Annotated in this window: 14 protein-coding genes; 7 read left to right on the forward strand and 7 right to left on the reverse strand. The window is 62.7% G+C overall.

Annotated elements, in window-relative coordinates:
- Nucleotides 1–97: 97 nt before the first annotated feature.
- Nucleotides 98–277 carry a hypothetical protein gene (locus HMPREF9695_RS16260; protein WP_006021964.1) on the forward strand — a complete coding sequence of 60 codons (180 nt, stop codon included), beginning with the start codon at nt 98–100 and terminating at the stop codon, nt 275–277.
- Between the two features lie 67 nt (nt 278–344).
- On the forward strand, nt 345–518 hold the full coding sequence (locus tag HMPREF9695_RS26715) for a hypothetical protein (RefSeq protein WP_006021965.1): 174 nt from the start codon (nt 345–347) through the stop codon (nt 516–518).
- On the opposite strand, the gene HMPREF9695_RS16265 is transcribed toward HMPREF9695_RS26715, so the two are convergent.
- Nucleotides 458–811, reverse strand: coding sequence for a DMT family protein (locus HMPREF9695_RS16265; RefSeq protein ID WP_006021966.1), 354 nt, complete (start codon nt 809–811; stop codon nt 458–460). The genes HMPREF9695_RS26715 and HMPREF9695_RS16265 overlap by 61 nt on opposite strands.
- Nucleotides 812–841: 30 nt before the next feature.
- Nucleotides 842–2,104: an MFS transporter gene (locus tag HMPREF9695_RS16270; protein WP_006021967.1), complete on the reverse strand. Its 1,263-nt coding sequence runs from the start codon at nt 2,102–2,104 to the stop codon at nt 842–844.
- A gap of 331 nt (nt 2,105–2,435) precedes the next feature.
- Between HMPREF9695_RS16270 and olsA the strand changes: the two genes are divergently transcribed.
- The gene (gene olsA / locus HMPREF9695_RS16275) at nt 2,436–3,281 is read left to right on the forward strand and encodes a lyso-ornithine lipid O-acyltransferase (protein ID WP_006021968.1); all 846 of its coding nucleotides are present in this window, start codon (nt 2,436–2,438) and stop codon (nt 3,279–3,281) included.
- Nucleotides 3,282–3,292: 11 nt separating this feature from the next.
- Nucleotides 3,293–4,234, forward strand: coding sequence for an aldo/keto reductase (locus HMPREF9695_RS16280; protein WP_006021969.1), 942 nt, complete (start codon nt 3,293–3,295; stop codon nt 4,232–4,234).
- Nucleotides 4,235–4,345: 111 nt separating this feature from the next.
- Here the strand turns inward: HMPREF9695_RS16280 and HMPREF9695_RS16285 are convergent, their stop codons facing one another.
- Together HMPREF9695_RS16285 and HMPREF9695_RS16290 are read right to left on the reverse strand one after the other, a co-directional pair.
- Entirely contained in the window at nt 4,346–5,587 is a 1,242-nt protein-coding gene (locus tag HMPREF9695_RS16285) for a DUF1501 domain-containing protein (protein WP_006021970.1), read from the reverse strand.
- A gap of 2 nt (nt 5,588–5,589) precedes the next feature.
- On the reverse strand, nt 5,590–7,113 hold the full coding sequence (locus HMPREF9695_RS16290; protein WP_006021971.1) for a DUF1800 domain-containing protein: 1,524 nt from the start codon (nt 7,111–7,113) through the stop codon (nt 5,590–5,592).
- A gap of 120 nt (nt 7,114–7,233) precedes the next feature.
- Between HMPREF9695_RS16290 and HMPREF9695_RS26985 the strand changes: the two genes are divergently transcribed.
- On the forward strand, nt 7,234–7,428 hold the full coding sequence (locus HMPREF9695_RS26985) for a cysteine-rich CWC family protein (protein WP_041712838.1): 195 nt from the start codon (nt 7,234–7,236) through the stop codon (nt 7,426–7,428).
- Nucleotides 7,429–7,539: 111 nt separating this feature from the next.
- Here HMPREF9695_RS26985 and HMPREF9695_RS16300 read toward each other — a convergent pair whose 3' ends face one another.
- The gene (locus HMPREF9695_RS16300) at nt 7,540–8,235 is read right to left on the reverse strand and encodes a glutathione S-transferase family protein (RefSeq protein WP_006021972.1); all 696 of its coding nucleotides are present in this window, start codon (nt 8,233–8,235) and stop codon (nt 7,540–7,542) included.
- 66 nt (nt 8,236–8,301) lie between these two features.
- The gene (locus HMPREF9695_RS16305; protein ID WP_006021973.1) at nt 8,302–9,006 is read right to left on the reverse strand and encodes a glutathione binding-like protein; all 705 of its coding nucleotides are present in this window, start codon (nt 9,004–9,006) and stop codon (nt 8,302–8,304) included.
- Between the two features lie 251 nt (nt 9,007–9,257).
- On the opposite strand from HMPREF9695_RS16305, the gene HMPREF9695_RS16310 reads away from it, so the two are divergent.
- Complete coding sequence (locus HMPREF9695_RS16310) at nt 9,258–10,370, forward strand: MBL fold metallo-hydrolase (protein WP_006021974.1); 1,113 nt, start codon at nt 9,258–9,260, stop codon at nt 10,368–10,370.
- Between the two features lie 35 nt (nt 10,371–10,405).
- Nucleotides 10,406–11,008: an SCO family protein gene (locus HMPREF9695_RS16315; protein WP_006021975.1), complete on the forward strand. Its 603-nt coding sequence runs from the start codon at nt 10,406–10,408 to the stop codon at nt 11,006–11,008.
- A gap of 180 nt (nt 11,009–11,188) precedes the next feature.
- Here the strand turns inward: HMPREF9695_RS16315 and HMPREF9695_RS16320 are convergent, their stop codons facing one another.
- Nucleotides 11,189–13,171 carry an alkyl/aryl-sulfatase gene (locus HMPREF9695_RS16320; protein WP_006021976.1) on the reverse strand — a complete coding sequence of 661 codons (1,983 nt, stop codon included), beginning with the start codon at nt 13,169–13,171 and terminating at the stop codon, nt 11,189–11,191.
- Nucleotides 13,172–13,260 lie beyond the last annotated feature (89 nt).

Consider the following 13,260-nt stretch of genomic DNA (forward strand, 5'->3'; position numbering starts at 1 on the left):
CGCCACGTTTGACCGCGGCGTGCCGCAATCTCGACAGCGATTCCTGATACATTCCGGGCAGTGGTGATTCGCCGCCCGATTTTGAGGATGCCCGACCATGATCCGGTCGCCCGTTTCAGGAATTGGTTTCGGACTGCGGTCCGCGCGTGTTGCATCGTTCCGACTGACGAATGCCGTCGCCGCCTCGCTCGCGGTGGCGTCGCTGTCGTTGTGCCTGCTCGTCACCGTCACGGCGTTGTCGATCAAGGTCGTGGCCGCCATGCCGATCGCCGGCTGAGCCACTTTCCCCTGCACACCGAGACTGCCCCGCGGCCGCGCGATGACGTGCGCGGTGGAGATAACGGATGAAAACGTCTCTCGTTGTGGTTTCAGCGTCGCTGACGCTCGCGATCATCCTCGTCGCAGGATTCCTGATCGCGACGCAGGCGCGCGGCCATGACATCTATGACGGCGGCACTCACCATTTGTGGAAAATAAAGAACGCACCGGCGGCGATGAAGGCAAAGCCGATCGCGTGATTCCAGCCGAGCGGCTCCTTCAGATACAGCACCGAGAATCCGGCAAACACGATCAGCGTGATCACTTCCTGCATGGTCTTGAGCTGCGCCGCCGAATAGACCGCGCTGCCCCAGCGATTGGCCGGCACCGCGAGCCAGTATTCGAAGAAAGCGATGCCCCAGCTCACCATGATGACCAGCGGCAGCGAATGATCCTTGAACTTCAAATGGCCGTACCAGGCGAAGGTCATGAAAACGTTGGAGGCGAGCAACATCAGGATCGGCAGGAGAAACGGCGAGACCGTCGTGGGCATGGGTGTCCTTTCGGGTAATGATCTGGCGAGCTAAGGTTGAACCGCGGGTTGTAGCGGCACGGCAGGAACGGGTTGGTCTGGAAGCGTTTCCGGCATCCATAGGTAAAACAGCACGAGAGCGGTCCCGGCAACAGCGGCGAGAAAGTAGAATGCCGCACTGTATCCGGCGGCCATGATAATTATTCCGGCGACCGCCGTGCTCAATGCGCCGCCCAGACCGGCCGCCGTCGCAATCGCCCCCTGGCTGACGTTGAAATGGCCGGTGCCTCTGGTGAGGTCCGCCACCACCAGCGGAAACATCGCGCCATAGATCCCGGCCCCGATGCCGTCGAGCAGTTGCACGCCGACCAGCCACGCGGGATTGTCGGAAAGCGGATACATCGCTCCGCGAAAGGCCAGCACGGCCAGCGCCACCGCGAAAATCGGCTTTCGCCCCCAGACATCGGCCCTCTTGCCGACAACGATCGCCACCGGCACCATCGCAAGCTGAGCGGCGACGATGCAGGCGGACATCAGCGTGGTGCCGAGTGCGGGATTTGCCAGCGCCAGTTTCTGCCCGACCAGTGGCAGCATCGCCGCATTCGAGAAATGAAACAGCACGGTGGCAACTGCGAAAATCAGAAGCGGTCGGCAGGTCAGGAGAACGCGGAATCCGGACGCTTTGTTCCTCATGTCCTGTTCGCCGCCATGCGACACATCGGCCAGCCCCCGCGCCATGCGATCATCAATACTTTCGGCCGGAATCGACAGCGTCGCGAAGATGCTGGCGACGGCCATTGCGGCGAGCAGCCAGAACACCACGACAGGTCCATAGAAATAAGCCAGCCCACCCGCGAGGATCGCAGACACGGCGTTTCCCGCGTGATTGTAGGCTTCGTTGCGTCCGATACGTGCGGCAAATGCTTTGGGCCCCACGATACCCAATGCGATAGCGGCGACCGCCGGCGCGAAGATCGCGGCGGATGCACCCGCGACAGCCTGTGTCGCCGCGACCAGCCAGAACTGCGGGACCAGTGGCAGCACCAGACAGGCAATCGTCACAACGATGGCAGCGGCAACGACAAGGCCCCGCTTGGCCTTGCTGATGTCGATGAGTGCGCCGGCCGGGGTTTGCGCCGCGATTCCGGCCAGCCCGGCAATCGACATGACAGCGCCGATGCTGGCTTCATTCCACTTCTGCTCGGTCAGGAGATAGATCGCCAGATACGGCCCAAGTCCATCACGGACATCGGCCAGAAAGAAGTTGAGCGCGTCCAGGGGCCGCTGGGCTTGCTGGGCAGCGATGGGTGGCACCTGGTGGGCTTCCTTCTACGCACCATCGGAAATGTCCGGTGATGAAAATGGTTCCCGCCCTGTGGACAACTCGGCCTGTCACAGCCCTGTTACGGTCAGCCCCTAGGTTTCAATGGCGTGTGGTCCGCCCCCCGTCATCGATCACGCGCTCAAGCGGCCCTGGTCGCGTAAATCCCCTCTGCGCCGTATCCGACCGGGGCCGCGCTTTTTTACCACCTGAACTGCCGCCCTGCCCGTTGCGGGTTTCGCTTTCGCCAGTCGCACAGCGTCCGGTATAATACGGGTTCAATGCACCAACGAGCTGGCCTTCCTTGAGACTGACGAACACTTCATGATCCGAACTATCTACACCAGCGCCCTTCTCGTTCTCATCGCCCTTCTGCTGCTGCCGTTTCAATTGGCCGGCATCCTGTTCAACAGCAGACTCCAGCGCATCGTGCCGAACCTGTTTCATCGCGCCGCCTGCGCGATCATCGGCATCCGCATCACGCAGGTCGGCGAGCGCACGCGCGAAAGCCCGGTGCTGATCCTGTCGAACCATGCTTCGTGGCTCGACATCACCGTGCTCGGCGCGGTGGCGCCGGTGGTGTTCGTCGCGAAGTCCGAAGTCGCGAACTGGCCGCTGTTCGGCCAGTTGGCAAAACTGCAGCGCACGGTTTTTGTCGAGCGCGAACGCCGCCACAAGACCGGCGATGCCGCGCGGGCCATGGGCGACCGTCTGCTCGGCGGCGACGCTGTCGTGCTGTTTCCGGAAGGCACGTCGAGCGACGGCATCCGCATCCTGCCGTTCCGGTCGGCGCTGATCGGCGCGGTGCATCACGCCATCGGCGATTCCACCCATCACGATCGCGTCACGGTGCAACCGGTATCGATCGCCTATGTCCGTTATGGCGGCGTCCCGGTCGGCCGCGCGCTGCGCGACAAGGTGGCGTGGTACGGCGAAGCCGAACTGGTGCCGCATCTGCTGAACATCCTGGCGACCGGCGCTGTCGACGTGACTGTCAGTTGGGGCGAAGCCGTTGCGTATGGCATGACTGCGAACCGCAAGGACATCGCGCGGGATGCCGAAACCGCAGTGCGGCGAATGACAGCGCGCGCTTTGCGCTCGCCTCCGGCGCTGCCGTCAGGTACGGAAGAAGGACTGCCTCCGGCCGTCCCAGCCTTCGACCAAACCTGACAGGTAAGATCATGGAAATCAGAAATCTCGGCGGCTCTGGCCTGCGCGTGTCCGCCGTCGGCATCGGCTGCAACAATTTCGGCCAGCGCAGCGATCTCGAGACTTCGCGCAAGATCATTCACAAGGCCATCGATCTCGGCATCACGCTGTTCGACACCGCCGACATCTATGCCGGGCGCGGCGGCTCGGAGACCGTGCTTGGCGAAGTGCTCGGCAACCGGCGCAAGGACATTGTGCTGGCGACGAAGTACTCCAAGGCGATGAGCGACGACGGCACCAGGCAGGGCGCATCGCGCCGCTACATCATGACCGCCGTGGAAGACAGCCTGCGCCGCCTCAAGACCGATTACATCGATCTCTACCAGCAGCATGATTTTGATCCGCTGACGCCGATCGAGGAGACGCTGCGTGCACTGGAAGACCTGATCCGTCAGGGCAAGGTGCGCTACATCGGCTGCTCGAATTTTCCGGCGTGGCGCATTGCCGAAGCGCAGTTCACCGCGCGCGGCATCAACACTCATGCCTTCGTGTCGTGCCAGGACGAATACAGCCTGATCGTGCGCGATATCGAGAAGGATCTGCTGCCGGCAGCGCAGGCCTACAATCTCGGCCTGCTGCCTTTCTTCCCGCTGGCCAGCAGCCTGCTGACCGGAAAATACAAACGCGGCGAGAAGCCATCCGCCGACTCCCGGTTCGGCAAGGTGACGTCTCTCGGCGAGCGCTACATGACGGACAGGAATTTCGACATCGTGGCGAAGCTTCAGGACTTCGCCAATGCCCATGGCAAGACGATGATCGAGCTGGCGTTCTCGTGGCTCGCGGCGCGGCCGCAGGTGTCGAGCGTGATCGCCGGAGCGTCCAGCGCCGAACAGATCGAGCAGAATGCCAAGGCGATCAACTGGAAGCTGACTGCGGACGAGATGGCGCAGATAGACAAGATCACGCTGGGCTGACTGTTTCACTCGCTCCCGTCATTGCGAGCGAACCGAAGCAATCCACTCCTGAAAGCTGGATTGCTCCGTCGCTTGCGCTCCTCGCAATGACGGCTTTCCTCCAATCTTGCGCTAAACCACCAGCCCCTGCATCGCTTTCACCGCCCCGCTGTCGGGAAACACCGCCTCCGCCAGCACGCGCTCGCCGAGGCCGAGGTGATCGCGCAGCACACCCTTGATGACACCGCGCAGATCGGTGGTCGGCTTGAGATCGCGGCTCTCGTAAAGATTCGCCAGCTTCAGTCCCGGCCAGTCCGAAATCACCCGCCCGCCATTGACCGCGCCGCCTGCCAGCAGCGCAATCGTGCCGGTGCCATGGTCGGTCCCATCGGTGCCGTTGATTCGCGCGGTGCGGCCAAACTCGGTGGCCACCAAGATCACGGTGTCCTTCCAACGGTCTCCGAGACCGCTCTCGAATTCCGCCAGCGCGCCGTCGAGTCCGCTCAACAACTGCGCGAGTCGCCCGACCGGCCCGCCCTCATTGGCGTGGGTATCCCAGCCGTCGAACGCCAGTGCCGCGATACGCGGACCGTCGTCCGCCGCCATCAGGCGAGCCGCGCCCTTCGCCGCGAGCCGCATCGCGCCTGCGCCGTTCATGCCGGGCTTCGGCTTCATGGCATCGTCGCGCGCCGCGATCTTGTCGATCTGCAGGCCTTGCGACAGCGCAGCCGCCAGTGCGGGATCGCGGTGGGTATAAAGATTCATCAGACGCATCGCGGTGTCGTCGGCGGCCTGCGGCAATGTCGGCGGCACCCAGCCCACCGTCGGGGCGGCACCGCGCAGCACCAGCGGCGTTGTGGGGCCCACCGCCAGTCCGCTCATCACGCGCTCGCCGCGCGGCAGTGCCTCCAGCGCGCGATTGAGCCATCCGCTTTGCACGCGGCCCGGTCCGCCGAAGCCGCTCTCCAGCACGTCCTGCCCGTCGAAATGCGAGCGCTCGCGATACGATGTCGCGACCGCATGAACCACCGCGGCCTTCTTGTCCCTATACATCCGCGCGAATTCCGGCATCGACGGATGCAGCGCGAAGAAGGAATCGAGTGCGGTCGCGGCATGCGCGCCATCCAGCGAGAGCGCGATCGATCCATGCAAGGCCGCATAATCGGGATCGCCGACCGGCGCGACAGTGGCGAGACCATCAAGCGCGCCGCGCAGGATGATGGTGACGAAGCGCGGATCGCGGCCGTCTTTCGCACGGGCGAATTTTGGCAGGTAGGCCCAGGCGGCCAAGGTCGCCGAGCCGAGCAACAGCGAGCGACGCGTCAGCCCGCGCGCGGTATGGCTTTCGCAGCAATCGGTCGGAAAGCTGGACATGCTCATCTCCTCTGGAATTCGGGCGACATCAGCAAAAGCGCGAACGCCTGCTGTTTTGATTCCGCGCGCTCGATGGTTTGCCTCGTCTCGGTCGAGGCGGCCTCTCCGGCGACCACATCGAGCAGCCCGCGCGGATCGATGCTGTCGGCGATGCGCGACGAAATCTGCGAGGCGATGTCGAGCCGCAGCTTGATGTTTTCAGGCGCGGCCCAGGCCGCATTGGTGTCGGCGAAGCCATTCGGCCCGGCAGGCGTCCACAGCGGCTGGCCGAGCACATTGAGGCCGCCGAGATAACGCTGCGGGTCTTCGGGGATGCGTCCCATCATCCGCCCGCTCGCCACCAGATATTCATACGGCATGCGGATCTTGGTCATCGGCGCGCGCCACGCCTCGTCCGCGTCCACCAGCGCCAGCGTCATGGCGCGCAGGTCGCCGCCGGTCTTCCTGAAGGTGGCTTCGAGCTTCGCTACCAGCGCGGACGGCGGATCGTCGGCTATGAAATGACGCACGAATTTCGTCGCGATGAATTTTGCCGTCGCCGGATGCCGCGCGATGTCGGCAAGCGCCGCCTCGCCCTGCGCCAGACCAGTGTCCTCATAAACCTTGCCGAGCAGCTTCTGCGGTCCTGGCTCATGGGCATTGGCGTTGAAGATGAAGGTGCCGGGCGCGCCCAGCTTTGCCTGCCGCCCGGCGAAGGTCCAGCCGGTGATGATGCGCGCCAGCGACGTCACGTCCGCCTGGGTGTAGCCGCCGTTCACGCCGAGCGTATGCAGTTCCATGATCTCGCGGGCGAGGTTTTCGTTCAGGCCCTTCTTACGGTTTTGCCCGGCGCGCGAGTCCGGCCCGATCGACTGCTGGTTGTCGAGAAAGAAGATCATCGCCGGATGCTGCTCGACCGCGCGCAGCATCTCGCCGAAATTTCCCAGCACATGGGGCCGGATCGCTTCGCGCTCGAATGCACCGGCCCATATTCGCGCCAGTTCGCCCTTGTTGGCGGAGGTGCAGAAATGGTTCGACCAGAACGTCACCAGCCGTTCGACGAATCCGCTCTCCGCCATGGTGGCGCGCTGCAGCCGGGCCAGCGCCTCGGCGCGGAATGTTTTCTGGATGATGTTGAGCGGCTTCGGCGGTTCCTTGGGCGGTGCTGCTTCTGGCGACATCGCATCCGGCATTGCGCCGTTGGACATCATGTCCGTCCTTGACTCGCCCTGTATCTCGCCGCCCGCCGCAGCTTTCGTCTCGGAAGGCTTTCCGGCAGATGAGGATGCCATCGCTTCGGCAGTCCTCGCGGCGTTCTCGCGCTGCTGCTTCACGTCTTTCTGATAGTCGAACACCGCCTGCGCCAGAACAGGCGTCGGCTGCAAACCCGGCGCATCGAGCAGAGCCGCGTTGGGCCGTCCCAGTTCCGCCTTCACGAAGCCGCGCGGATCGGAAGCTGCACTGGAAAAATCGCTGGCCGCACCGCCGCGCGCGCCGAATCCGAAGCGGTTGAGTGCGACAAGAGCACCTTGCGGGTCACGCGCCATTGCTGATTCTCATGCTTGAAGCCGCAAACGGGTTGGCCAACTCTGAATCGATCGCGTAAATTATGCGCTTCCGGGGCATGAACGTCACATGAAGGATTCGGCAGAATCGTGAACGGGATCGTGACAAAAACGTCAGAAAATCCCGCAACGCAGCGGACGCTGAGCTGCGCACGCTGCGGTATGCCCTTCACCTGCGACCTGTCCGGTCATTGCTGGTGCATGGACGAGACCGCGAAGCTGCCCATGCCCGCCGAGGGTGAGGATTGTTTGTGTCAGGCCTGCCTGCGGGCGGCGGCGGCCAACGAGCCACAGTAACCCCATCCGTCATTCCGGGGCGCGAGTGAAACGAGCGAACCCGGAATCCATGTTTTTCATTTCCGGATTCCGGATCGGCCCGCTTCGCGAGCCGTCCGGAATGACATTAGACTATACCACGTATCCCGGCGAATTCCGCGCCATGCCGCCAAAGGCATCGAGCAATTTCTCGCGCCAGGCATAGACCGGATCGTCTTCCTTCAAGAGCTTGAACGGGCTGGTGGCGCGCGCCCACTGGAACGGGCCGAACACGATGTAGTCGGCATAATTCGGTGAGGTGCCGCCGAGATAAGTCTGCGTCTTCAGCGTCAGGCGCATCGGGTTCAGCGCGTTGCGAAATCCCTCGACTGCCTGATCGCGATTGGCCGCGGCTTCTTCCAGCGTTTTGCCCAGACGCGCTTCCCGCGTCTTGCGGAAATAAGCCTGGTCGGCAGGACGGAGCAGGCCGTGAATATCTGCTGCGATCATCGGAAAGATGCCGCCAAGGACAACCGTATCGCCCCACCAGTTCAGCATCCGGCCCATGGCGCGGCCGCCTTCGCCGCCGAACAGTGACGGGCGGTCGGGATAGGTGTCTTCGAGATAGTTCGCGATCGCCCACGAGTCCGCGATGGACGTTTCGCCGTCGATCAACACCGGCACCTTGTCGGACTGATGCGGCGCGATGGCGTCTTTTTCCGAAAAGCGCCACGGGATCGTTTCAGCCTTGATATCCTTGTGCGCCAGCGCCATACGCGTGCGCCAGCAGAACGGGCTGAACACACGCTCGGTTTCCGTGCCGCAAAGTTCGAACAGTTTTCGTGTCATCCCTCACCTTGTTGATTTTCGCTTGCTGAATCCCCCTCCCCGCGTGCGGGGAGGGGTTAAAAGGACTCAGGCCTTCACGACTGCGGCGGTCTGACCGAACAGCACCTTCTTCTGCTCGTCGGTGAAGGTTTTGCCAAGGCTGGGGTTCACCGTCGGGCCGACCGCGTAGGCGCGAACCGTCGCAGGCCGGGCGCGGATGGCCTCGAACCAGCGCTTGAGATGGGGAAAGTCCTCGAGCTTCTGGCCCTGCCGCTCATACGGCACGATCCACGGATACGCCGCCATGTCCGCGATCGAATAATCGCCCGCGACAAACTCGCGATCCGCCAGCCGCTTGTTGAGCACGCCGTACAGACGGTTGGTTTCGTTGACATAACGGTCGATGGCGTAAGGAATCTTCTCCGGCGCATAGTTGCTGAAATGATGGTTCTGGCCGAGCATCGGGCCGAGGCCGCCCATCTGCCACATCAGCCACTGAATGACATCGAACCGCTTGCGCAGATCGGAGGGCATGAACCTGCCGGTCTTCTCCGCCAGATAGATCAGGATCGCGCCGGATTCGAAGATTTTCACCGGCGCGCCGCCATCGGCCGGCGCCTGATCGATCATCGCCGGCATGCGGTTGTTGGGCGAGAACGCCAGGAATTCCGGCTTGAACTGGTCGCCGGTGCCGATGTTGATCGGATGAATTGTGTAGGCGAGGCCGGTTTCTTCGAGAAACATCGTGATCTTGTGGCCATTCGGCGTCGGCCAATAATAGAGGTCGATCATCTTGCTATCCTTGTCGTTATCTCTGGATGCAGGGCGTCGGCAGGCGACGCAAAGTCAATGCGATTGCATGAACCTTGCGCTTCGCGCCTGCGAAGTCAATGCCGCGCCGCGCATATCAAGTAAATTTCATTGCCCGGAGCCGAGGCTCGTGAAAGATTTTCATCGCTTCACTCCAAACAAGAAACAGTCCCTCTCGCGTCCTGACGATAGAGTTCCGGAAAATCCCGACTCGGGATCAAGAAAGGTCGACAATGACGAAAGAATTCGCACGGCGTGATTTCCTGAAACTTTCCACCGCAATGGGGCTCGCCGCGACAGGCGGCTTCTCATGCATGGGCGTTGCGAGCGCGGCGCCGATCCAGGTGCCGACCATCGACAAGCTGTCGATCCGCGTGCTTGTCGACCAGCAGCACGATCAGTTCCTGAAAGGCTCGACCGTGAACGGTGTCGTGCACGAGGGTCCAGGCGGCGGCCGCAGCGCCGATGCCCGCAACGTCCTGCATAACGAATGGGGCCTGTCGCTGTTCCTTGAATCGCAGCGCGAACAGGAAGCGCGGAACATCCTTCTCGACTTCGGCTACACCTCGCCGGCGATCATCAACAATATCGGCCTGCTGAATGTCGACCCGTCGAAGATCAACGCACTGATCGTCAGCCACGGCCATATCGACCACTACGGCGGCCTGATCGGATTTCTCGACAAGTACCGCAGCGTGCTTCCCGCCGACGTGAAGCTCTATGCCGGCGGCGAAGACAACTTCTGTCACCGCGTCAGCCGCACATCGACCGGACAGTATGGCGAGTTCGGCATTCTCGACCGCAAGCAGATCACCGCCCAGAAGGTGCAGACCGTGCTGTGCGAGACGCCGACCGTGATCGAAGGCCACGCCTTCACCACCGGCAAGATCAAGCGCAACAGTGTGGAGAAGATTCTTCCGAACAGCTTTGTCGACTACACCCCGGCCAGCGCGGGCTGTGACTACGGCCACTACACGCCCGCCGAACTGCAGGGCAAGTTCACGCCGGACGAGCATGTCCATGAACATGCCACCTGCTTCAACATTCGTGGCAAAGGCCTCGTGGTGATCAGTTCCTGCGGCCATGTCGGCATTGTCAATTCGGTGCGGCAGGCACAGGAGGTCTCCGGCGTGCAGAAGGTTCACGCCATCGTCGGCGGCTTCCATCTGGGCCCCGCGCCCGCCGGCTACCTCAAGCAGATCGTCGGCGAGATCAAGGCGCTCCAGCCGGACGTGGTGATTCCGATGCATTGCAGCGGCTTGAACTTCCTGCTCGAAGCGCGGGAACAGATGCCGGGCAGCGTCATCAACGTCTCCACCGGCAGCCGCCTGACTTTCAGCGCGTGAGCATTCGCCATCCTCTGACACGCAGCGCGCCCCTGATGGCCGCGCTGCTGTTTGGCGTCCTGACTGTATCCCCCGCATCGGCCCAAGGCTCCACGCGCTCCGCCGCCGAACTGATGGACGCGGTGATGTGGAATCGCGAGCCGATCGGCGGCGCGTTCACGCTCAAGGACCAGACCGGCAAGACGCGGACTGACGCCGATTTCCGCGGCCAGTTCATGCTGGTCTATTTCGGATTCACGTATTGCCCGGACATCTGCCCGACGGATCTTCAGCAAATCGGGCTGGCGATGGAGCAACTCGGCGACGATGCGAAGCATGTCCAGCCGCTGTTCGTCACGCTCGATCCCGAGCGCGACACGGCCGAGCATCTCGCGCAATACGTCCCGCTGTTTCATCCGCGGCTGCTCGGCCTGACCGGCAGCGACGCTGATATTGCGACAGCAGCCGACGCCTACAGGGTTTACTACAAGCGGGTCAAAACCGGCGACAAGCCCGGCGACTACACCGTGGACCACTCCGCCTTCATCTATCTTGTCGACCGCGACGGCAGGTATCTCGGCTTCTTTCCGCCCGGCACGGATGCGCCGCGGCTGGTCGAGATGATCAGGCCGCATGTGAGGGGTAGCGCGGAGCGGTAAACAATTTCGTTGTGGCCGGGCTTATCGCGGCTGTCCACGCTCGTTTCACCATGCCAGCCCGGGTCGTCATTGCGACCCCGGGTCGTCATTGCGAGCGAAGCGAAGCAATCCACTCTTTGAATTCAAAGGAAATGGATTGCTTCGTCGCTTCGCTCCTCGCAATGACGGCTGACATTTATCTTACTCCACGCTCACCTTTCTCGGCTCCACGATCTCGAAGCCGGTGGAGAATTCATCGAGCAGACCGAACAGTTCGCGCAGTTTCAGCGGATTGCCGCCGACGGACACATCGCCGGTCAGCACGCTGCCGAGGAAGGTCCGCTGCTTGAGCGTGATGGCATCGAACGCGGCACGGGTGAGCGTCACGCTGGCGTCGGCCTTGTCGGACAGCTTGCCCGCGGTATGCGTCAGCGCCGAGTTCTCCAGATTCATCACATAGGTCTCGTTGAGATCTGTGAAGGTCCAGTTGATCACGATGGTCTTGCCTTCGGCCTTTGCTGCGTTGAGCCGCACGCCAAGGAAATCGAACGCCAGATCGATCGAAATGCCCTTCAGCAGTTCTGCATTGACCAGCGCCGGCGGCTGCGGGCCGACACCGCCACGTAATTCCAGCGCGCCTAGCAGGTAGGCGTTACGCCAGGTCGCCGCCTCGCTCTGATACCCGAGCTGTTCGAGCGCATCGGCGCCAAGCTCGCGCGCGTCCTTGTTGGCGGGATCGGCAAAGACCACCTTGCTCATCACGCTGGCGACCCATCGATACTGCCCGGCCTTGTAGTCCTCGCGCGCACGTTTGATCGTGGCCTCCGCGCCGCCCATATACTCCACCTGCTTCCTGGCTTCTTCGGCGCGCGGCAGCGGATTGAGATCGGCGGGATTGGCGTCGTACCAGCCGAGATAGAACTGGTAGACCGCCTTGGCGTTGTGGCTCAGCGTGCCGTAATAGCCGCGTGAGGCCCAGTCGTTCGCCAGCGACGGCGGCAGCTTCAACTGCTCCGCGATTTCCGTCGACGTCAGGCCATGGTTGAGCAGCCGCACCGTCTGGTCGTGGATGAACTTGTAAAGGTCGCGCTGCTTTTTCAGGAACGAGACCACGCGCGCGTTGTCCCAGATCGGCCAGTGATGCTGCGCGATCACGATCTCGGTCCTGTCGCCGTAGCGCGCAAGCGCATCGTTGATATAGCGCGACCACAGCCGTCCGTCGCGAATCTCCGCGCCGCGGATGGTGTAGAGATTATGCATGTTGTGGGTGGCGTCTTCCGCCATGTTCAGAAGTTTGAACTGCGGGAAGTACATGATCATCTCGCTCGGGGCTTCCGATCCCGGCACGAGATGAAACTCGATCTCGACGCCGTCGACGGTGCGTTTCTCCGACGCCTGCTTGATCACGTCGTTCGGCGGGATCAGCGAAATCGACCCTCGCGCCAGCGCCTTGCCGAGGCCCGTGTCGATCTGCGCCCGGTCGCCGACCGGCAGCGCGCTGCCGAACTGATACTGCGCGCGGCGTGACATGGCGTTGCCGGCGATGACGTTCTCCGCCACGGCATGCTCCATGAAGCCGTCCGGCGCGATCACCTTCACCTTGCCGGACTTGGCATCCTCCTCGGTAATGACGCCCTTGGCTCCGCCGAAGTGATCGGCATGGCTGTGGGTGTAGATCACCGCCGCGACCGGCTTTGCGGGGCGGTTCTTCAGATAGAGGTCGAGCGCGGCCTTCGCGGTCTCGTTGGAGAGCAGCGGATCGATCAGGATCAGGCCGTTGTCACCCTCGATAATGGTGAGATTGGCGATGTCCAGTCCGCGCACCTGATAGACGCGCTCGGTCACCTTGAAGAGGCCGTTGATGGCGTTGAGCTGCGCCTGCCGCCACAGGCTGGGATTGACCGTAGCCGGCACCTGATCGTTTTTCAGGAAATCATACTGCTTTGTATTGAACGCCGGCTTGTCAGTCGGGCCTGGAATGATGCCGTCCGGCAGCGTCGCGATGAAGCCGCGCCTGGCATCTTCGAAATCGGCGCGGTCGCTGAACGGCAGCGTCCTGAGGAAAGCGTCGTTCACCGCGCGGCTCGCGGGTTCGGCGTCCTTGGACTGTGCAAATGCGGAGGGAAGCGGTGCGGCGGTAAACAAAGCGGCGGCCAGCAGGCTGGCGATGCGCGATGACGACATGAAACACTCCCGGCTGCCGCGTGGTCCTCGGCATGCGCCACGCGTTGGTTCCAGCCTATCAGGACAAACGCGTAAATTTCATCGCAAAC

It is taken from the genome of Afipia broomeae ATCC 49717, from assembly GCF_000314675.2.
Classification (GTDB): domain Bacteria; phylum Pseudomonadota; class Alphaproteobacteria; order Rhizobiales; family Xanthobacteraceae; genus Afipia; species Afipia broomeae.

Excerpts from the sequence above, each read along its gene's own strand:
- HMPREF9695_RS16310 (WP_006021974.1), top strand. The coding sequence starts at position 9,258 with ATGACGAAAGAATTCGCACGGCGTGATTTCCTGAAACTTTCCACCGCA.
- HMPREF9695_RS16300 (WP_006021972.1), bottom strand. The coding sequence starts at position 8,235 with ATGACACGAAAACTGTTCGAACTTTGCGGCACGGAAACCGAGCGTGTG.
- HMPREF9695_RS16320 (WP_006021976.1), bottom strand. The coding sequence starts at position 13,171 with ATGTCGTCATCGCGCATCGCCAGCCTGCTGGCCGCCGCTTTGTTTACC.
- HMPREF9695_RS16265 (WP_006021966.1), bottom strand. The coding sequence starts at position 811 with ATGCCCACGACGGTCTCGCCGTTTCTCCTGCCGATCCTGATGTTGCTC.
- HMPREF9695_RS26715 (WP_006021965.1), top strand. The coding sequence starts at position 345 with ATGAAAACGTCTCTCGTTGTGGTTTCAGCGTCGCTGACGCTCGCGATC.
- HMPREF9695_RS16260 (WP_006021964.1), top strand. The coding sequence starts at position 98 with ATGATCCGGTCGCCCGTTTCAGGAATTGGTTTCGGACTGCGGTCCGCG.
- HMPREF9695_RS16285 (WP_006021970.1), bottom strand. The coding sequence starts at position 5,587 with ATGTCCAGCTTTCCGACCGATTGCTGCGAAAGCCATACCGCGCGCGGG.
- HMPREF9695_RS16290 (WP_006021971.1), bottom strand. The coding sequence starts at position 7,113 with ATGGCGCGTGACCCGCAAGGTGCTCTTGTCGCACTCAACCGCTTCGGA.
- HMPREF9695_RS16280 (WP_006021969.1), top strand. The coding sequence starts at position 3,293 with ATGGAAATCAGAAATCTCGGCGGCTCTGGCCTGCGCGTGTCCGCCGTC.
- olsA (WP_006021968.1), top strand. The coding sequence starts at position 2,436 with ATGATCCGAACTATCTACACCAGCGCCCTTCTCGTTCTCATCGCCCTT.
- HMPREF9695_RS16305 (WP_006021973.1), bottom strand. The coding sequence starts at position 9,006 with ATGATCGACCTCTATTATTGGCCGACGCCGAATGGCCACAAGATCACG.
- HMPREF9695_RS16315 (WP_006021975.1), top strand. The coding sequence starts at position 10,406 with ATGGCCGCGCTGCTGTTTGGCGTCCTGACTGTATCCCCCGCATCGGCC.